The following is a 20,032-nucleotide window of genomic DNA, read 5'->3' on the forward strand; positions in this document are numbered from 1 at the left end:
TTGGAACGGGGGATGCAAATGCAAAAAAGGAATTCAGTATGGCGGAGAGCGATATCCGTATTATTCATGGCGTCACTCCTGCTCTCGGCCTGCGGAGGCAGCGGGTCCGGCAGCGGCAGCTCAAACGAAACGGCCAAGACCGATCCAAGCACCGTAGCAAATGACGGCCCTTTCGGCAAATATGATCCGCCAATCGAGGTATCGTTCGTAAGGGATCTTAGCGACGTCGTGGAAAATAACGTGCTGGGCGTGCTTAAAGACGAAACGATCGACAACAATCGATGGACGCAATTGTATGAGCAGGAGCTTGGCATCAAAGTCAAGTACAAATGGGTGGTCAAAGGCAGTCCAACCTCCGACCAATACCTGCAGAAAATTAACGTGACGCTGGCTTCGGGCGACCTTCCGGACGTGATTCCGGTCAACGCCACCCAGCTCAAGCAATTGGCGGATTCGGACCAAATCATGGATATGACGGAACTTTACGAAATGTACGCTTCCCCGATGACGAAGGAAGTGCTGCTTCAAGAAGGGACGAGTGCTTTTGACGCCGCGACGTTCGACGGAAAACTGATGGCAATTCCTCAACTGGAATCCTCGATCGAGCGTTCCATGTACATCTGGATCCGGACGGACTGGCTGGAGAAGCTGGGACTTGCGCCGCCGAAAACGATGGCTGACGTGCTGGCCATATCGAAAGCGTTTACGGAGAACGATCCGGACGGGAATGGTGTGCAGGATACGTACGGACTTGGCGTTACGAAGGATTTATGGGGGGGCGCGATGGGGCTTGAGGGATTTATGGCCGGCTATAATGCCTACCCTAACATTTGGATCGAGGATGACTCCGGCAAGCTCGTCTTTGGGAGCATCCAGCCGGAAGTGAAAAAGGCGCTTCAGGTTTTGCAAGAGATGTCCAAAAACGGTCAGATCGACCAAGAGTTCGGTATCAAAGACGGAGGCAAGGTTTCGGAGCAAATCTCGGCCGGCAAGATCGGTATGGAGTACGGCGAGCAGTGGAATTCCATTTGGCCGCTTCAGCTGAACCGCGATAACGATCCGAATGCGCAGTGGCAAGCGTTCCCGATCGTATCCGAATCGGGGGAAGCACCGAAGGTGCCGCTCAAATTCAGCACCACCCGATTCTTCGCCGTCAAGAAGGATGCGGCCCATCCGGAAGCCGTCATCAAAATGTTCAATCTGCATCTCGAGAAAAACTGGGGGAAAACCGCCGAATTCGATAAATACTTTGCGCCGCCGGAAGCCGAAAGCGTGTGGCAGCTGTCTCCGGTCACGCCGTATCCGGTCATGAAGAACGTGGATGCATTCCGGGAAATCGATGCGGCGCGCAAGGCCGGCGACTTCTCGAAGTTAACCGGAGAGGCCAAGACGATCCAGGAAAAACTGGAGGCTTACGAATCGGGCTCATCCGACGGCTTTGCGCTATGGGGCTGGGAACGGATATACGGGGAACAGGGCTCCATGGGAATCGCCGACCAATACGATAAAAACGACCAATTCCTGCAGGAAAAATTCGTCGGCGCTCCGACGCCGACGATGGTCGAGCGCAAGACGACGCTCGAAAAAATGCAAAACGAGGTTTTCGTCAAGATTATTTTAGGCGAATCCATCGACACCTTCGACCGGTTCGTAGAGGATTGGAAAAAGCTCGGCGGGGATCAAATCACGCAAGAAGTCAACGAGTGGTACGAACAGGCGAAGCGATAATCCGGGCCGGAGGGAGAACCTTGTCGTTACTCCCTCCGAACCTGTTACCTACGAATTGGAGGTTCACGAATGAAAGCGAAATGGCGAAGAGAGCTGCCGCTCCATGTGATGATATTGCCGGGATTGATTCTAATCGTTTTATTTTCGTACATTCCGATGGCCGGCATCACGATCGCGTTTCAGAGGTTTATCCCTGCCAAAGGCCTCTTCGGCGATCAGCAATGGGTCGGATGGGACAATTTCGAGTATGTGATGAGCCTGCCGAATTTTACGCAGGTTTTATGGAATACGCTGTTTATTTCGAGCTTCAAGCTCATTTTGGGGCTCATTGTTCCAATCGTGTTCGCCGTCCTGTTGAACGAACTCAAAAACAATGTGATCAAGCGATCGGTCCAAACGGCCATTTACTTGCCTTATTTCCTGTCCTGGGTCGTGCTTGGCGGCATCCTGATCGATATCCTTTCCCCGTCGGGAGGCATCGTCAACGGGTTTCTCGGCCTGCTTGGCATCCCCAAGATCTTTTTCCTGGGCGATAACGAATGGTTTCCGTTCACGCTCATTGCTTCCGACGTGTGGAAAAACTTCGGGTACGGCACGATCGTGTACTTGGCCGCGATTACGGGGATCGATCCGGGGTTATACGAGGCGGCAACGATCGACGGGGCGAACCGTTGGCGGAAAATATGGCATATCACGATTCCGGGCATGCGCATGGTAATTGTCCTGTTGTCGGTGTTAAGCCTGGGACAGCTGCTGAATGCCGGCTTCGATCAGGTGTTTAATTTATACAGCCCGCAAGTGTACGAAAGCGGAGACATTCTGGATACGTTCGTTTATCGGATCGGTTTGCTTGATGCCCAGTACGGGGTGGCGACGGCGGTCGGATTTTTTAAATCGGTCATATCGCTCACGCTGATATCGGGCTCCTACTTTTTGGCTTATCGGTTTGCGAAATACCGGATATTTTAAGGGGGGGAAACGATGCAGCAACGATTGGTGCCATCTTCGGCTGAAGGGGGCCGTATCCGGCAAAAAAGGCGGTTTGAGTGGTTTTCCCTGATCAATGCCATTTTCTTGATTTTGATCTCGCTGATTTGCGTTCTTCCTTTGATTCACATCATTGCGGTTTCCTTTAGTTCCAGCGCGGCGGCTTCGGCGGGATATGTGAAGCTGTGGCCTGTCGACGTGACGCTGGCTTCCTACATGTATACGGCAAGCCGCCACGAGTTTTGGGATTCGATGCTGGTGTCGCTCACCCGGATCGGTTTGGGGACTCCGCTTAATTTGCTGCTGACCGTGTTGATTGCCTACCCGTTATCGAAAGAGACACGTTCTTTTCGGCTTCGGAGCGCGTACGCTTGGATCTTTTTCATCACGATGCTGTTTAATGGCGGCCTGATTCCTTGGTATTCAACGATAAAAGAATACGGCATGCTGGATACGATATGGGCATTGATTTTGCCGAGCGCGGTTCCCGTGTTCAGCGTCGTTCTGCTGCTTAATTTTTTCAGGGAAATTCCGAAGGAGCTTGAAGAGGCGGCGCTCATCGACGGAGCAAGCCACTGGCGGACCATGTGGTCGATATTTGTCCCAATATCCAAGCCTGCGCTTGCCACGCTTGCTTTGTTTTCCATGGTTGAGCACTGGAACAGCTGGTTCGACGGACTGCTGTTGATGGGAGACCCGTCCAATTATCCGCTGCAAAGCTATATTCAAACGATCGTAATCCAGCAAAACCTGTCGAATATGTCGAGGGACGATATGCTGAATTTGGCGCTGATTTCGGATCGGACATTGAAATCGTCGCAGATCTTTCTCGGCTCGCTTCCGATTATTTTGGCATACCCGTTCTTGCAGAAATATTTCGTAAAGGGCATCGTTCTCGGAAGCGTGAAGGGCTAAGGACACAGCGCAAGTCGATGTTGCCCGACATAAGTCTGGCTGTCCTGACGAAATGTAGGCTATAATCGAATAAAAAATGCTGGGGGCAATGCCATTGATGTTCCGACGGGACTTTTCGCTGCGCAATACGATATTTCTCCGGTTGATCGTGACGTTTCTGCTCATTATGGTGCCGATTCTGTTATTTGCCGTGTATCTTTACCATTGGAACGTGCAAACGGCCAGCTCCGACATTACCAAGACGGCCGCGGCGCAATCCGAATTCTACCTGACCGATCTGGAAAACGAAATCGAACGCATGAAAATGCTGCAGTACAGCCTGCTGGAGGATGATAACCTGAATGAACTGGTCCTGACCTGGGAGACGATGGCGACGATCGCCCGTACCGAGAACATGAATTCGTTGATCAAGCGGCTGTATACCGTTCAGAACAGCAGCATGTATATCAAGGATGTCAGTGTTCATATTGCGGCGATCGGCCGCACGATTTCAGCCGGCGATGGGGTGCGTGAATTCAGGACTGAACGCTTCAGGGAAATCCGTTCCGTCTTTGGCAGCGGCTCTCAGCTCATTGAATGGAACGGAGGCTTGTTCCTTGGCGCCATGAAACAGCGGGGAATCAAAGGGGCAGAGCCGCTGTTCACGGTCGAGATCGAGCTGGACGAGCAGCGGCTGCAGGAAGCGCTCGCTCAATTCAATACGTACCCCGGCAGCGGAACGCTGCTCCTGTCGGACAGCGCCAAGGTTGCCGTCGCGAACGGGACAGGGGAGCTGGCTAACGTCAGCCTCCCCCTTTTCCTGCGGGAAATCCCGGGGCTCCTGAAGGACACTCCTTCGCGGCTGACGGTAAACGGGAACCAGTACTATGCCGTGCAGGCGCACTCGCCGGAGCTAGCGCTGTCGATCTATCGTTTCATTCCCGAGAAGGTCGTACAGAAGCCGCTGAGCAAGTTCTATAAATGGGCATGGGGATTTGCCGCAGCCGCGCTGGGGATATTTGGCGTTTTTGCGCTGTCTACCTATAAATTCATCCACAAACCTATGCTGGCTTTAGTTAAAGGCTTCAGAAGGATCGAGCACGGGGATCTGAGCATCCATATCGCCCATGAATCCAAGGACGAGTTCAGGTACTTATACGGCAGGTTCAACCAGATGGTGGACAATCTGCGCTCTTTGATCGATCAAGTCTACAAGCAGAAAATCATGACGCAGCGGGCGGAGCTGAAGCAGCTGCAATCGCAAATCAACCCGCACTTTTTATACAACAGCTTTTTTATCCTGAATACGATGGCCAAGACGGGAGATACGGAACGGATCGAACAGTTTACGACGCTGCTCGGGGAGTATTTCGAATTTGTGACGAGGAATGCATCGGATTTGGTTGCATTGGAGCAGGAAGTTCATCATGCGAGAATGTATGCAGAAATTCAAGAGCTACGGTTTTCGAGAAGGATTCAGGTACGCTTTGATCCGCTGCCGGATGAGCTGCGGCCGCTTCCCGTGCCGCGGTTGATCGTTCAACCGATCATTGAAAACGCATTCAAGCACAGCCTAGAAAAAAAGACGAAGAATGGTTTGATTGTGGTGCGATTCGAAGGGGCGGACGGCCAGGCTCGCGTCATCGTGGAGGATAACGGAGACCGGTTGACGGACGAGGCGCTGGAGCAGATCCGGAAGTCCTTGTATGAGGAACAGGACCAGGCCGAAACGACAGGGATGGTGAACATTCATCGCCGGATCCGCATCACATTCGGGGAGGGTGCCGGATTACGGACAGAACGTAGCGAGCTTGGGGGGCTTGCCGTAACCATACTTCTTGGCGATGGAGGTGAACCGTCAAGTGTATAGAATGTTGATCGTTGACGACGAAGAAATTATCACCGATGGGCTGGCGGATATTTTCGGAAAATTGAACCTTGACCTGGACATCTACAAAGCCTATTCGGGGCAAGAGGCGCTGGAACTGTTGAACCGGACGCGGGTCGATGTCGTACTATCCGACATCTGCATGCCAGGCATGGACGGCCTGGAGCTGATGGAAACGATACGTCTCAATTGGCCGCAGTGCAAAATCGTGTTCCTGACAGGGCATAACGACTTCAATTATGTCTATCAAGCGATTCAAGAGCCGGACGTGCAATACGTGCTCAAAAACGAAGGCTACCCGAAATTGATCGCGGCCGTCGAGCGAGCGCTCAAGGAACTGGAAGAGGCGCTGCGGGCGAATGATCTGATCCGGCGGTCGAAAGAGCAGCTGGATACGCTGGAGACGCTTGCCCACGGGGACTATTTTCGAAATTTGTTATTCCACGACGTGCTCTTCGAACGGGAATTGGAGGAAGACTTCAGGCGTCTGCAAATTCCCTTGGATGCGTCCATGCCGATTCTGATCGGGCTGGGCAGCGTAACGTCTGGCGGGTCCGCGGAGAGATCCCCCACGTATGTCGACCGTCGGGAGACGGCGCTTGCGGTTAAGTTTCTGGCAGAGGCTTTCCTGGCAGAGCGGACAAGCAGCATCGGATTCATCGATCGATACGGGGATCTGATCTGGCTCATCCAGCCCAAGCGGTGGAGCGGATCGGAATGGACGGACGCTTTCGCACAGACGGTCATGTTTCTGGAGGGAACGTTCGAGCTGGTTCAGCAATCCTGCCTGGAATCGCTTGACGCGTCGGTTGCCGTGACACTATGCGGTGAGGCATTCGCCTGGGAAGGACTGCCTGCCATGTACGATAAAATGAGACGGTACCAGCATGATCGGACCGGTGACGGAACGCGGATGGTTCAGAAGGTGTTTCCAAGCGAGGAATCCGCGCCGTCCGCTATGATCCTTAACAGATCCTTGCGCGATAAGTTCGAGGCGCTGGCCGTCCATTTGGAAGCCGGCAGAAGAGAGGAGTTCATGGGGCTGTTCGATGACTTGACCGAACCGGCAGCTTACGAACTCGAGCGGGGAGATCCCAATATGACGGAGCTTTGCTATACGGTTGCGCTTGTGCTTCTGTCTTACATCAATCGGTGGGAAATCCGTGAGATCGGTTCGTTCGGCCTGATGAAGCTGGAAGACTATCGTTCGTGGAGGGAAGCCTTCGGTTATTTGAAAGGCGTTGCTGACGTTTTGTTTTCCCTCCGGAAAAGCGGAGAACAGAAGAGGGCTGCCGGCGTCATTGAAAAAATTTGTTCATTCATTGAACAAAACCTCAGCGAGGATCTGTCCCTTGTCAGGCTGGCGGATGAATTTCATTTCAATCCATCTTACTTATCAAGGCTGTTTAAGCAGGAAAGGGGCGTCAATTTATCGGATTATATGGACGAACTCAGGATCCGCAAAGCGAAGGAGCTTCTGAAGAGGGAAGAACTGAAGATAGCCGAGGTCGGTGGTTTGATCGGATACGAAATGCCGCAATCGTTTACCCGTTTTTTTAAAAAATGGACCGGCCTGACGCCGCAGGAATACCGAACCGTCAGGCTAAGCCGCGATGGAGCGCAATAAGCGCAGCGACCAGGCGTATGGTCAGGCAGCAGTCCTTGGATAACCCAAGGACTTATTTGCATTGGGCAGGCAGATTAGGAGGCGACCATCTTACGATATTCGTTCGCGCTTACGCCGGTATAGGATTTAAATCGCTTATAAAACCAGTCGATTTCGGTATAGCCCACCTCATTCGCAATTTCGTAAATCTTCAGATCCGTTTGCTCCAGCAGCATTTTCGCTCTTTCCATGCGCTGAATGAACAAATATTCGTTAAAGCTCATATTTTCATGGTTTTTGAACTTTTGGCCAAGATAGGAGCGGTTGAAATGGAATTTGCTTGAAATGTCTTTGAGCGTAATATTTTCGTGCAGCTTTTTCCCCACATATTCCTTGACCCTGTGAATGACGTCATCCTCAGTGCGGCGTTGGTTCGCGTTAACAGCAGCTACGCTTTTCACCAGTTCTTCAGCCGGCAACGTGCTGGGTACGTAATCGCTTACCTGCAGCTGCAGCGCTTTGCGGATGAAGGCAAATTCCATGGTATCCTCGACAACAATGATGGGCAAACGGCTTATCCTCCGGATCCGGCCGCACAGCTCCAGCCCTTTCTTTGGGCTGCCGTTCATGTTGATAACCGCCAGTGAATAGCCGTTTTTCTCAATCCGATGCAGCGTTACCTCAGAATCATCATCGCAGATTTCCATGTTCATCCCGCATTTGCCCCAATCCTGCAGGCGAAGCGTATCATCGGAGCAGCAGCCCAGATTGATATACAGTAACTTAGACATGATGACTCCCTCCCCATATATTGCGATAAGCGGAATATCCATTAAATTGGTTACGTTTACATTATGTTGTCCGGCGCCCCTTTTCCACAATGTGCTTTTCTTTGCATTGCTAACCGTTCTTTACTTCTTGCAAAGCTTGGGTTGAAAAAGATCGGCGGACAAGCCGTTGCAGGAGACTGCCTTCTAGCGTTTCAGGGGTAGAATATCCCGATTTCCCCAGGTTGTTGCATGGAAATGTAAGCGCTAAACTTTGGATGAATCTGGACCAAACATCAAACGTTGAGGGGGATTAAAGATGCGTGTTCGCAAATTAATGGTTCTGTTATTAGGATTGGTTCTGCTGCTTGCAGCCTGCAGCGGTGGCTCGGGTAACCCAAGCAGCGGCACCCAAGAAACCGTGGAATCGGAGACGAATAGCGGCACTGAAAACGAGACGTCGAAGGAACCTGGCGAGACGGGGAACAACGGCGAGGAGGAAGAGGAAGTTTACAGAACGCCGGAAATGGATTTCGATTTAGGCGGTAAGACGATTAAGGTTGTTTCTTGGTGGGATATGACGATTCCGGAGGATACCCCGGACAATATTCAGCGCAAGAAGAACCTTGAAGACCTGATGAAAAAGCATAATTTTAAAGTGGAGTACGTGGCCATCGACTACGGCGAGTACCAAGAGAAAGTTACCGCTTCCCTGCTCGCTGGTGAGCCGATCGGCGATATCGTTCGCCTTGGAAAAACCTATACGGTGCCTACTTTGGTTAAACAGGATCTGCTCTGGCCGATTGACGAATACACCAAAAATCCCGTTGCCTTTAACCAAAAGGTTACAAACGAATACTACACGTATGAAGGCAGGGGATACGGATTCACCGAAAATCAAGCAAATCTGGTTCAAGGCATCTTTTACAATCGTACACTTATGAACCAGCTTGGATTAAAGCCGCTTCAAGAGTACGTGAACGAAGATAACTGGAATTGGGAAACATTCATACAAGTGGCTAAAGAAGCCAACAAAGATACGAACAACGATGGCAAGCTGGACACTTGGGGGCTAGCAAACTCCTCGCTTATGGATCATGCATTGTATTCCAACAATACGGGTCTGACCAAAGAAGATAAGCAAAATCTCGATGATCCTGCAACACTGGATGCACTTAATTTCATATCCCGAATTGCTACCGAGAAAATAGCAAGACCGACCGAGGGCGGCGATTGGACGGAGCCAGGCCAATTTTTCCGTCAAGGCAATACATTAATGTACGCCGGTGCCCTCCATGAGTTGAGCGGCATGCAGACGGATATGCCGGATTACGACATCGGTTTCGTACCTTTTCCGAAAGGGCCGAACGCAACGGAGTACCACTCTGCCGAAGCACTCTTCCAGGCGCTTACCATTCCGAAAGCGGTCGAAAATCCGGAACAGCTGCTTTATATCTGGGAGAAAATCAACGACATTGATTCCGTATACGACTATCCGGACCAAGCCTCGTACGAAACGCTATTCTCGAGCGAAGACGACTTGAATAACGCCAAAATGGTGGCGCCAAACATGATGATTCTTGACCACCATACATTCCCGAATTTGAAGTACTACGATTTCGTCGGCGAGCTGAATGAAGGAATATCCGTTTCCACCGTTGTTGAGAAATACAAGTCAACGTTCCAAGCGGCTATCGACGAAGTATATGGTAAGTAACCTTGAACATTAGCCGAAGAACCGATCGTCCCTGCGCAGCGCATTGCTGCGGCAGGGACTGTCATTGGATGGATTAACCGTATGGGAGGGAGAGAAATTGAACACCAGGAAGAAGCGTTTCGGTAGCGCCATACTTGTCATCGTCCTATTTTTTTTGTCTCTATGGGCCTTCTACCCTTCGAAATCGACAAACCAAGGCTTCGTTCAAGCGATCTCCGACTTTGAAGCGGTCATAGAAACGGAGGGGCAGGACGGGTACAGCCAGTATTTAGACGCTCATGCATCGGCGAGCCGCCCGGACCGCATCGTCCGCATCGAAGGCGAGTCCTTTGTATCAACCTCCGGGGAGGGATTCGAGATCGCGGAGAAATTACACGGCTCCGAAGGGAAATCCGTGATCACGCCAGAGGTTGGCTCCATCTCATGGGACGTGAACGTGGAAGAACCGGGCTTATACCATGTCCGGATCCGATATTATCCGATTGAAGGGAAGAGCTCGGCGATCGAAAGGCAATTCTCTATCAATGACAAGGTGCCCTTCAAGGGAGCGGATATCGTGCTATTCGACAGAGTATGGGGAAACCGGGACGAGGAAATCAGGCAGGATAACCGCGGAAACGATCTGCGGCCAAGGCAGATCGAGCAGCCTTCCTGGCAGCTTGCGCCGCTCTCCGATCGGTACGGCTACTATGATGAGCCGTATTCCTTTTATTTTGACAAGGGCAAGCAGAAGCTTACGCTAACGTCCTTGCGGGAGCCGATGGCGATTGATTATATCGAGCTGTACCAGGATCATGCCTTGAAAACATACGAGGAGCTGGCGAATGAATATGAGTCCGGGGGCTTGGAGCCGACCCGGGATCAGTACATTCTGATTCAGGCGGAGGATGCCAAGCGGAAATCGTCGCCGACCTTGTATCCTACATCCGACAGATCCAGCCCGACCGTTGAGCCGTACGACGTTTCCAAAATCAGAATCAACACCATCGGAGGCGTTAACTGGAAGCTGCCGGGGCAATGGATCGAATGGGAGTTCGAGGTGGAAGAAGACGGTTTGTACCAAATCGCCTTGAAGCAGAAGCAGGACCAGCTCCGGGGCGTATTTGCCACACGAAGCCTTATGATCGACGGGGAGTTTCCCTTTGAGGAAATGAAACGAATCCGCTTTCATTATGACCGCGATTGGCAAATGAATGTGCTGGGCGAAGAAGAACCTTATTTATTCCATTTCACCAAAGGGACGCATCGGATCCGAATGATGGTGTCTCTCGGCGAGATCGCGCCGCTCTTGCAGACGATTGAATCCAGCGTGCTGGAACTGAACGAAATGTACCGCAAAATACTAATGATCACCTCCAATACGCCGGATCCGTTCCGGGATTATCAATTGGAGAAGCGGATTCCGGATATGGTGGAGGTGTTCACCGAGCAGGCCGAAATCATTCAAAGCGTGGCCGATTACCTGGAAGAAGCGACAGGCGAGCGAAGCGACAAGGTGGCCGTTCTGCATTCAATGGTGCACCAGCTGAACGAGCTCGCCGAAAATCCCGAAACCGTCGCCAAGCGCTTGGACACGTATAAGGTGAATGTGGGCGGTCTCGGAACCTGGATGCTGCAGATAAAAGAGCAGCCCATCTCGCTTGATTATCTGATCGTTCATTCGCCGGATCGCAAGCTGCCCAAACCGGACGCGTCGTTTTTCGAGGTCGCGGGCCATGAGTTAGGCGCTTACGCAGCTTCGTATACGGAAGATTATGACACCATCGGGAACGCCGGCGATGAAGAGGATGCCATTACCGTGTGGATAACGACCGGACGCGATCAGGCGCAAGTACTGAAAGCATTGATCGACGACACGTTTACGCCTGAGTCGGGTATTCCGGTGCATCTCCGGCTTGTTCCGGGAAACATCCTTCTGCCAGCCACGCTTGCCGGTGAAGGTCCGGATGTCGCCATGCAAATCGGCGAGGACGTGCCGGTCAACTACGCGATGAGGGGGGCTGCAGCCGATTTAACGAAATTCGATGATTTCGAAGAGGTGGTCACCCGATTCCGCGACAGCGGGCTGGAGCCGTACAAATATAACGGCGGGGTGTACGCCTTGCCTGAACAGCAGACCTTCCCGATGTTGTTCTATCGCAAGGATGTTTTGGAGGAACTCGGCTTGAAGCCGCCCGCGACCTGGCAAGAAATCTATGACATGATTTCCGTGCTTCAGAAGCACAACATGCAATTTTATTTGCCGCTGGAAGCCACCAACGCAAGCCTGGTCCCGAATGCGACGTTCGCCATGCTGCTGTACCAGAACGGCGGGCAGTTTTACCGCGATAACGATACGAAGAGTGCACTCGACTCGGATATCTCCATGGAGGCATTCAAGAAGTGGACGCAGTTCTATACCAGCTACAAGTTCCCGCTGCAAGCGGATTTCCCGAACCGTTTCCGGACCGGGGAAATGCCGATCGGGATTGCGGATTACACGACGTACAACATGCTGACGGTCATGGCCCCCGAGATTAAGGGGCTGTGGGATTTCACGATTGTGCCGGGGACTGAACGCGAGGACGGCACCGTGAACCACGAGGTTGCCAGCCATACGACCGCCGTCATGCTGCTTCAAAATTCGAAGAGCAAAGCGGCCGCTTGGGAATTTCTGAAGTGGTGGACCGACAAGGAGACGCAAATTGCGTATGGCCGAGAGATGGAAGGCTTGATGGGAGAGGCTGCCCGCTATCCGACGGCCAACATCGAAGCGCTGGAGGAGCTGCCATGGCCGGTGAAGGATTATCGGAATTTGGATAACCAATGGCGGTGGGTACGAGGCATTCCGCAGGTGCCCGGAGGATATTTCACGGGCCGGCATTTGGACAATGCTTTCAGGAAAGTGGTAAATGCCAGCGAAAATCCGCGCGAAGCCTTATCCGATTATATTTTGTACATTAACGATGAAATCGAGATCAAGCGGAAGGAGTTCAATTTGCCATATTAACAGGGGAGGTGCGGTAGTCAATGCAAGGAGAACCAGTAATTCAAACCGTAAAGAGCCCCAAAGCGAATGTGCAGAAGAACAGCCGTTGGGTCTCTTTCATAAAAGAGTTGAAGCGCAGCAAGCACTATTATTTGCTGATGAGTCCGTATATGATTATTTTCTTTCTGTTTACGGTCATTCCAGTGGTTTTTTCCTTTGCCCTAAGTTTCTTCTATTTCAACATGCTGGAATTTCCGAGGTTCGTCGGTTGGCAAAATTATTCGAGGCTGTTTCTGAATGATGATATCTTTATGATCGCCTTGAAGAATACGCTGATGTTCGCCGTCATTACCGGTCCCGTCAGTTATATCGCCTGTTTTGTATTCGCATGGATCATTAATGAATTGTCGCCCAAAGTGCGGGCGTTCATGACGTTGGTCTTTTATGCGCCTTCGATATCGGGCAACGTTTACTTCATTTGGCTCATCATCTTCTCCGGTGACAGCTATGGGTATTTAAACGGGTTTCTGATGAAGGCCGGCTTTATCCTGGAACCGATTCAATGGCTCCTGAATGAAAACTATATTCTATGGATCGTGATTATCGTGCAGCTTTGGCTGAGCCTGGGCACCAGCTTTTTGGCGTTTATCGCCGGCCTGCAAACGATCGACAAGTCGCTGATCGAAGCGGGGGCGATGGACGGCATCAAGAATCGCTGGCAGGAGCTCTGGTATATTACGCTGCCGTCCATGAGGCCGCAGCTGATGTTCGGGGCCGTGATGCAGATCACAACCGCATTCGCGGTCGCGGATATCTCGATCGCGCTCGCCGGGTTTCCGAGCGTTAACTATGCGGCGCACACCATTGTTACCCATCTGATGGACTTCGGCACGATCCGCTTCGAACTCGGCTACGCATCGGCCATTGCGACGTTCCTGTTCTTGCTGATGGTCGGGACCAACAAATTAACGCAAAAAATGTTGAGAAAGATAGGTGAGTAACGTTGGCTGCGAAAATGATTCGATATTTCCGGCTGCCGAGAACGCTGAACCGTTCTTTGCCCGTTAGCATTTTGCTGTTTGCGCTGCTCGCCTTGTTCGGAGCCTTCATGGCATTGCCCTTGATTTACGCGGTGAACAACGCATTCAAGCCGCTGGACGAATTGTTCATATTCCCTCCGCGGTTCTTCGTGAACAATCCGACGATGGATAATTTCCTGGATTTGATGGTGTTAATGGGGAATTCGTGGGTGCCCTTATCGCGTTATTTCGCAAACACGCTGTTGATCACCATCATTGGCACGGCCGGACATATCCTGCTGGCGTCTGCAGCAGCCTATCCGCTGGCCAAATACCGGTTTCCCGGCTCAAGGGCGCTGTTTTCCATTGTGGTGCTCGCCTTGATGTTTTCGCCCCATGTTACGGCGATTCCCAACTATATGGTCATGTCTTGGCTGGGTTGGATCAATACGCATGCCTCCATCATCGTGCCTTCCTTGGCATTTCCGCTCGGGCTGTTTCTGATGAAGCAATTCATGGAGCAGATTCCCGATGCCCTGCTTGAGGCAGCCAAAATCGACGGGGCCAGCGAATATCGGATTTACTGGTCCATTGTGATGCCGAACGTGAAGCCTGCCTGGCTGACGCTGATGATTTTACAATTTCCGGCGCTTTGGGGCAGCGATGGGGGCAGCTTCATTTACAGCGAGCATCTGAAGACGTTACACTTCGCGCTCGGACAGATCACGGAGGGCGGAATCGCAAGAGCCGGCGTCGGCGCGGCCGTTGCACTGCTCCTGATGATCGTTCCCATTACGCTCTTTATCATCTCCCAGAGCAGTGTCATGCAGACGATGGCCACTTCAGGGATGAAGGACTAGAAAGGAGGCATGTCAGATTGATGAACAGCTTGCGCAAACTGAAAACGCCTCTCCTCATCATGATCTGCTGCTTATTGGGGGTTGGGGCAGGAGCGGGGAACGTAAGCGCCGAGAGCGCCTCGGACTCCTATATTTATTCCTATTGGGGCGATGCTGCGGCAGCGCCGGCCGCTTATGTAGCGACTGAATTGATAAGCGGCTCGGATCTGGGGACGGGAGCTTTCCAAGAGCCGAGCGATCTTCACGTCACCGCCGACAATCGCGTATACGTGCTGGATTCCGGCAACAATCGGATCGTTGTGCTGGACCATGATTTAAAGCTGGTAACCACCGTGGATTCCTTCACAAGAGAGGGCGAGCCGGATACATTCCTACAACCGCAAGGAATCTTCGTGACTGATGACGGTGAGGTGCTCGTAGCGGACACAGGAAACAAACGGGTGGTTCACTTGGATTCGGAGTTTCAACTGATCAAGATCATCGATTCGCCGGAGTCGGAGCTACTGCAGGATTCCTTTAAATTCGAACCCGTCCGGGTCGTCATGGACCATGCGCAGCGAATTTACGTCATGGCTGCCGGCGTGTTTGACGGGTTCATGGAATTCGATGCCGAAGGGGCGTTTACTACCTTCATCGGCGCGAATCGCGTTTATATCGATCCGATCGAATATTTCTGGAAGCAAATCTCGACCAAGGCGCAGCGCAGTCAGATGGTCATGTTTACGCCTACGGAGTTTACGAATCTGGATATTGACTCGGAAGGGTTCATCTATGCCACGAACGGGGACCAGTGGGGAAATAACATTAAGAAGCTTAATGCGCAAGGCAGCGATATTTTAAGAAGAACGGGGTATTCCGACCCGCAGGGCGACATTCTTTACCTCAGCAGCGAAGGTCCTTCTAAGCTGATCGACATCGATGTTACCGACAGCGAGATTTACTCCATTCTCGATGGCAAGCGGGGACGGGTGTTCACTTACAACGGGGACGGACATCTGATGTACGTGTTCGGCGGGCTGGGGAACCAAATGGGCCAATTTCATACGCCGGCCGCCATCGACCGAATCGGCGAGGATTTTCTTGTATTGGATAAAGCGCTTGGCGAAATTACCGTCTTCCGAACGACCGAATACGGTCGAACGCTGAATGAAGCCGTCAAAAGCTATTATCGTGGCGAGGAAGAGACCGCTTTTGCGTTGTTTAATCGAACGATCGCCATGAATGCCAATCTGGATTTCGCCTATGCGGGGATCGGCAAAGCCTTGCTTCGTCAAGGCGATTATAAGGGTGCCATGATGCATTTCAAACGCAGCTTGGATCAGAAAAACTATTCGAAAGCATTCCTGCTATACCGCAAAGCGGTCATGAGGGAACATTTTCCGTTGATCATGACCATGCTGTTCTTGGCCGGAATCGGGATATTTGCCGCATCCAGGCTTCGGAAAGTGAAGGAACGAAGAAAGGGGGCTTCCGCATGAGCAGGGAATGGATTCGGTTTCCCCTAAATCTCATGGTTCATCCCTTTGAGGGCTATTGGGACCTGAAATACGATCGCAATCGAAAATTCACGTTGATCATCTCGTTTTGCGTATTGTTTCTGGTTGCCGTTACGAACATTTTGGGGAGCCAGTACAGCGGTTTTCTAGTCCATGTGTACAATCCCGAGAGCATGAACAGCGTCATGGAAATCGTATATGTGATCGTGCCGATCTTGTTCTGGTGCGTGGCTAACTGGTCGCTTACGACCTTGATGGACGGCGAGGGCAAATTCGTCGAAATTTTTACGTCGACCTGCTTCGCGCTCCTGCCGCTCGTGATCATACAGTTTCCATGGATCTGGCTCAGCAATCTCGTGTCGCTGCAAGAGACCGCATTCTATTATTTTTCAAACTCCGTTGCGGTTCTCTGGTTCGTTTATCTGCTGTTTGTCGGCAATATGACGGTGCATCAGTTTTCCCCGTCCAAAACGATCGGAATTATGATGCTGACCCTGGTCGCCATGGGGTTTATGGCTTTTATCAGTTTGCTGTTTTTCAGCTTGGTCCAACAGATCGTGGCCTTTATTTCCGTCATCTATCAAGAATTGGTCATGAGAACTTAAGGAGGAGGAAGGATGGGCAATTTCGCTAAATACATGCTGCTTGCTGCCAGTGTGCTGACAGCGCTGATTATGGCCGGTTGTACGGATAAAGGACCGGAAAAGGCAGCTGGCGATGAAGGCAACGGGCCCGCCAACAGCTTCACGCCGGGAGCAGCCCTTAAGTCATCGTTCGTCAACCCGAGCGTCAAAGGCATGAAAGGCATTGCCGAGAACGATCAGCTCCAGCTGCTGGCGGACGATCAGACGGGGGCGATCGCCGTCGTGCATAAGGCAAGCGGCGAAATTTGGCACAGCAATCCCCCCGGCCATCAGTCGGATCCGCTGGCCGCGGGCGTGAACAAAAGCTTGTTGTCCTCTCAGTTGAAGCTTGACTTTTATAACAGCTTCGGACAGATAAATTCGGTCAATTCGCACGCCGACAGCGCGGCTTACAAGCAAATCGGCATGGAGGAAATCCCAAACGGCGTTCGCGTTAACTACCGGTTCGGCACGGACAAAAAAACGATTGACGACATGCCCAAGAAGATCAGCAAGTCCCGCTTTGAACAGAACCTGTTAAGCAAGCTGGACAGCGCCGGCCAGCGAACGCTGAAAATCGCGTACACGGAAGATGCCGAGCAAGGGGTGTATGTCCGGTCCGACGGCGCTCTCAAAGGTCTGCAGCTGGAGCGTGCGCTTAAAGCCTTTGAGGATGCCGGATATACCGAGGACGATTTGCTGGTGGACATCGAGGAGAACCATTTGGATCAGACCAAGCCTGAACCGCGGGTATTTCACGCCTCGATCGAATATACGCTGGACGGCGACAGTCTGATCGCCAAGCTTCCGGTTTCCAGCATTGATTTCCCCGCTGAATATCCGGTGAACACGATCTCGTTCCTGAGCTTCTTCGGTGCAGGGGGGGCGGAGGATAAGGGCTCAATCCTCGTTCCGGACGGATCGGGAGCGCTGATCCATTTTAATAACGGCAAGACGCGGTACCCTTCCTACCAGCAGAGCGTGTACGGAATGGACCGAACGATGAGCGGAATCGAAACGGCGGACAGCAGCCAGGACGTCAGGCTGCCGGTGTTCGGCATCATCCGTGAAGGCGGGGCATTTATCGGCATCATCGAGGAAGGGGCTCCGGCCGCGACGATCAATGCCGACGTCAGCGGCAGGCTTAACAGCTATAATTACGTCTACCCTACGTTCACGGTAATCAACAAAGGCGACTTAAGCCTGGATGCGAACGGCCAGCAGCGCTCGCTCCCGAAGTTCCAGGAGAATCCGATGCGAAGCGATTTTTCGGTCCGGTATGCGTTCGTGGGCAAGCAGTCGGCTTCCTATCCGGGACTCGCCGCCTATTACAGGAATTACTTGGAGCAACAGGGAGGCCTCCCGGCAATTGCCGAGAGGAATGAGGAGAATATGCCGTTCTACCTTCAGCTCGTAGGAAGCATTTATAAGAAAAAGCATTTTGCAGGAATTCCGTATCGGGCGCTGGAGCCGCTCACAACGTTCGAACAAGCGCAAAGTATTCTGACAGAGATGGGCAAGCGAGGCATCCATGACATCAAATTGAAATATAGCGGCTGGTTCAACAATGGGCTGGCTCATGAGGTTCCAGGCAGCGTCTCCGTTGATCAACAGGTAGGGGGAGAGAAGGGACTTCGGCGTCTGCTCTCCTATGCGAACGAGAATGGGGTAAAGCTGTATCCGGATGTCGCTATCCTTACCGCGTTGTCCGGTTCCGGGTTCAACGAGGCGAAGGAGGCGTCCAGAACGCTGCGAGGCATCCCCGCAGAGATCTATTCCTTCAATCCGGCGCTGAACCGGGGGGATCGGACCGGTTCGCCTGCCTATGTCATATCGCCGCGGTTCATAGGTAGCTACACGGAAGCTTTCTTAAAGGATTATGGAAAATACGGCGCAATTGGCGTTTCGCTGAGTGATCTTGCCGCCGAGCTGGACAGCGATTTTCGCAAGCATCGTCAAATTGACCGTACGGAGTCCGAGCAGTTGTCTCTGGATGCGCTGAACAAGGTTTCAGATGCCAATCCTCAGGTCATGGCTGACGGAGGAAACGCTTATGCGCTGCCTTTCTTAACCGATATCACCCATGCGCCCATGTCTAGCAGCAGCTTTAAAATCGAAGACGCGGAAATTCCGTTCTATCAAATGGTTGTCCGCGGGCATATCGATTACACGGGTGCGCCTTACAACCTGTCGGCGTATACCGACGCCAAACCTTATATTTTGAAGTGTTTGGAGTACGGTGCTGGCGTGTATTTTCAATGGTTCTATGAACCTAATCACAAAATAAAGGACACGGAGCATAACGAACTGTTCTCTGCCAATTACGCGTTATGGATCGACGAGGCCGCCCGCATCTATGAGGAAGTCAATGCATTTCTGAAAAAGGTTCGCCATGAGCGGATCGTCGGGCATGACGAATTGGCTGACGGCGTGTTCAAGACGACATACGAGAGCGGCGTTTACGTCATCGTGAATTACAATCGTGCGCCGGTGACGATAGACGGCGTAACCATTGAAGCCGAAAGCTATGTGACGGGTGGTGAAGCGCCATGAAATCCATAACCCAGCGATTTGGGCGAAAGCAGCGAAGCTATGGGAAACAGAAGGCATTATGGGGCGTTGCTTATGTGACGCCTTGGCTGCTCGGTTTTATCTTTTTCTTCCTGATCCCTTTGCTGACTTCCCTGATTTACAGTTTTAGCACCGTAACGGCAAATTCCGAAGGAATCGGCATAACGTTTATGGGGATGAAAAATTACGTGACTGCCTTTACGGTCAACACCAGCTTTAACCGAATGCTGACCGAGGCGATCGTGAACATGGCGGTGAACGTGCCCCTGATCGTTATCTTCAGTCTCTTTCTGGCCGTCGTCCTGAATCAGAAGTTCCTTGGCCGTTCCTTTGCCCGATCGATATTCTTCCTGCCCGTCATTCTTGCTTCCGGGGTCATTCTGACCCTGGAAAGCAGCAGTCTCGTTCAGGCGATCAATGATCAGAATGCCGGTTCCAGGGGGCTGATTAACGCATTGGGAAGCTTTGAACTTGAGCGATTAATGCTTCAGGCCGGCGTAAGCGAGACGATCGTAAACTATTTAACGGGAGCCGTGGATCGTATTTATGAGATCGTAAGCCAATCCGGCGTGCAGATCCTTATTTTCCTGGCAGGCATACAGACGATATCCCCCCAGCTGTACGAAGCGTCCAAGATGGAAGGAGCTACGGGTTATGAAGCCTTCTGGAAAATCACGTTTCCGATGGTCAGCCCGCTGATTCTGGTCAACATGATCTATACGATTATCGACTCGTTCTCCCGAAATGAGCTGACAGACTTAATCAAGACCACGGGCTTCGTCCAATTCGATTTCGGCCTTAGCTCAGCGATGGCCTGGATTTACTTCCTGGCCATCTCCATCATCCTGTTGATCAGCACGTACTTTGTATCCAGGAAGGTCTTTTACCATGAATAGAAGAAGGTGAAT

Annotated in this window: 14 protein-coding genes; 13 read left to right on the plus strand and 1 reads right to left on the minus strand. The window is 52.0% G+C overall.

What is annotated here, in order from left to right:
* Positions 1-18 precede the first annotated feature (18 nt).
* The 5 genes from BBD41_RS27095 to BBD41_RS27115 all read left to right on the plus strand — a co-directional run bounded on the left by BBD41_RS27095 (position 19) and on the right by BBD41_RS27115 (position 7,124).
* A complete protein-coding gene (locus BBD41_RS27095) occupies positions 19-1,728 on the plus strand; it encodes an extracellular solute-binding protein (protein WP_099479733.1) in 1,710 nt (569 codons plus the stop codon).
* Between the two features lie 69 nt (positions 1,729-1,797).
* A complete protein-coding gene (locus tag BBD41_RS27100; RefSeq protein ID WP_028404878.1) occupies positions 1,798-2,697 on the plus strand; it encodes an ABC transporter permease in 900 nt (299 codons plus the stop codon).
* Between the two features lie 12 nt (positions 2,698-2,709).
* Positions 2,710-3,630 (plus strand): carbohydrate ABC transporter permease, encoded by a 921-nt coding sequence (locus BBD41_RS27105; RefSeq protein ID WP_007130200.1) that lies wholly within the window; start codon positions 2,710-2,712, stop codon positions 3,628-3,630.
* 97 nt (positions 3,631-3,727) lie between these two features.
* Positions 3,728-5,479, plus strand: coding sequence for a sensor histidine kinase (locus tag BBD41_RS27110; RefSeq protein ID WP_099479736.1), 1,752 nt, complete (start codon positions 3,728-3,730; stop codon positions 5,477-5,479).
* A gap of 1 nt (position 5,480) precedes the next feature.
* Positions 5,481-7,124, plus strand: coding sequence for a response regulator transcription factor (locus BBD41_RS27115; protein ID WP_237087130.1), 1,644 nt, complete (start codon positions 5,481-5,483; stop codon positions 7,122-7,124).
* A 74-nt stretch (positions 7,125-7,198) separates the two neighbouring features.
* On the opposite strand, the gene BBD41_RS27120 is transcribed toward BBD41_RS27115, so the two are convergent.
* Positions 7,199-7,894, minus strand: a complete 696-nt coding sequence (locus tag BBD41_RS27120; protein ID WP_099479740.1) for a response regulator transcription factor — start codon at positions 7,892-7,894, stop codon at positions 7,199-7,201.
* 295 nt (positions 7,895-8,189) lie between these two features.
* Between BBD41_RS27120 and BBD41_RS27125 the strand changes: the two genes are divergently transcribed.
* From BBD41_RS27125 to BBD41_RS27160, 8 genes are all read left to right on the plus strand, one after another.
* On the plus strand, positions 8,190-9,587 hold the full coding sequence (locus tag BBD41_RS27125; protein ID WP_099479741.1) for an ABC transporter substrate-binding protein: 1,398 nt from the start codon (positions 8,190-8,192) through the stop codon (positions 9,585-9,587).
* A 97-nt stretch (positions 9,588-9,684) separates the two neighbouring features.
* The gene (locus BBD41_RS27130; protein WP_099479743.1) at positions 9,685-12,576 is read left to right on the plus strand and encodes an extracellular solute-binding protein; all 2,892 of its coding nucleotides are present in this window, start codon (positions 9,685-9,687) and stop codon (positions 12,574-12,576) included.
* Positions 12,577-12,596: 20 nt separating this feature from the next.
* Positions 12,597-13,556: a carbohydrate ABC transporter permease gene (locus tag BBD41_RS27135; RefSeq protein ID WP_099479745.1), complete on the plus strand. Its 960-nt coding sequence runs from the start codon at positions 12,597-12,599 to the stop codon at positions 13,554-13,556.
* 14 nt (positions 13,557-13,570) lie between these two features.
* A complete protein-coding gene (locus BBD41_RS27140; protein WP_181469880.1) occupies positions 13,571-14,434 on the plus strand; it encodes a carbohydrate ABC transporter permease in 864 nt (287 codons plus the stop codon).
* A 17-nt stretch (positions 14,435-14,451) separates the two neighbouring features.
* Positions 14,452-15,912, plus strand: coding sequence for an NHL repeat-containing protein (locus tag BBD41_RS27145; protein WP_099479748.1), 1,461 nt, complete (start codon positions 14,452-14,454; stop codon positions 15,910-15,912).
* Positions 15,909-16,535: a Yip1 family protein gene (locus tag BBD41_RS27150; RefSeq protein WP_007130191.1), complete on the plus strand. Its 627-nt coding sequence runs from the start codon at positions 15,909-15,911 to the stop codon at positions 16,533-16,535. Before BBD41_RS27145 ends, BBD41_RS27150 begins: the two co-directional genes overlap by 4 nt.
* Before the next feature lie 12 nt (positions 16,536-16,547).
* The gene (locus tag BBD41_RS27155) at positions 16,548-19,106 is read left to right on the plus strand and encodes a DUF5696 domain-containing protein (RefSeq protein ID WP_099479751.1); all 2,559 of its coding nucleotides are present in this window, start codon (positions 16,548-16,550) and stop codon (positions 19,104-19,106) included.
* Positions 19,103-20,020, plus strand: coding sequence for a carbohydrate ABC transporter permease (locus BBD41_RS27160; RefSeq protein WP_099479752.1), 918 nt, complete (start codon positions 19,103-19,105; stop codon positions 20,018-20,020). Before BBD41_RS27155 ends, BBD41_RS27160 begins: the two co-directional genes overlap by 4 nt.
* Positions 20,021-20,032: the final 12 nt, after the last annotated feature.

Origin of the sequence: Paenibacillus ihbetae (genome assembly GCF_002741055.1) — a bacterium.
Classification (GTDB): domain Bacteria; phylum Bacillota; class Bacilli; order Paenibacillales; family Paenibacillaceae; genus Paenibacillus_AQ; species Paenibacillus_AQ ihbetae.

Excerpts from the sequence above, each read along its gene's own strand:
- BBD41_RS27095 (WP_099479733.1), top strand. The coding sequence starts at position 19 with ATGCAAAAAAGGAATTCAGTATGGCGGAGAGCGATATCCGTATTATTC.
- BBD41_RS27100 (WP_028404878.1), top strand. The coding sequence starts at position 1,798 with ATGAAAGCGAAATGGCGAAGAGAGCTGCCGCTCCATGTGATGATATTG.
- BBD41_RS27105 (WP_007130200.1), top strand. The coding sequence starts at position 2,710 with ATGCAGCAACGATTGGTGCCATCTTCGGCTGAAGGGGGCCGTATCCGG.
- BBD41_RS27110 (WP_099479736.1), top strand. The coding sequence starts at position 3,728 with ATGTTCCGACGGGACTTTTCGCTGCGCAATACGATATTTCTCCGGTTG.
- BBD41_RS27115 (WP_237087130.1), top strand. The coding sequence starts at position 5,481 with ATGTTGATCGTTGACGACGAAGAAATTATCACCGATGGGCTGGCGGAT.
- BBD41_RS27120 (WP_099479740.1), bottom strand. The coding sequence starts at position 7,894 with ATGTCTAAGTTACTGTATATCAATCTGGGCTGCTGCTCCGATGATACG.
- BBD41_RS27125 (WP_099479741.1), top strand. The coding sequence starts at position 8,190 with ATGCGTGTTCGCAAATTAATGGTTCTGTTATTAGGATTGGTTCTGCTG.
- BBD41_RS27135 (WP_099479745.1), top strand. The coding sequence starts at position 12,597 with ATGCAAGGAGAACCAGTAATTCAAACCGTAAAGAGCCCCAAAGCGAAT.
- BBD41_RS27140 (WP_181469880.1), top strand. The coding sequence starts at position 13,571 with ATGATTCGATATTTCCGGCTGCCGAGAACGCTGAACCGTTCTTTGCCC.
- BBD41_RS27150 (WP_007130191.1), top strand. The coding sequence starts at position 15,909 with ATGAGCAGGGAATGGATTCGGTTTCCCCTAAATCTCATGGTTCATCCC.
- BBD41_RS27155 (WP_099479751.1), top strand. The coding sequence starts at position 16,548 with ATGGGCAATTTCGCTAAATACATGCTGCTTGCTGCCAGTGTGCTGACA.
- BBD41_RS27160 (WP_099479752.1), top strand. The coding sequence starts at position 19,103 with ATGAAATCCATAACCCAGCGATTTGGGCGAAAGCAGCGAAGCTATGGG.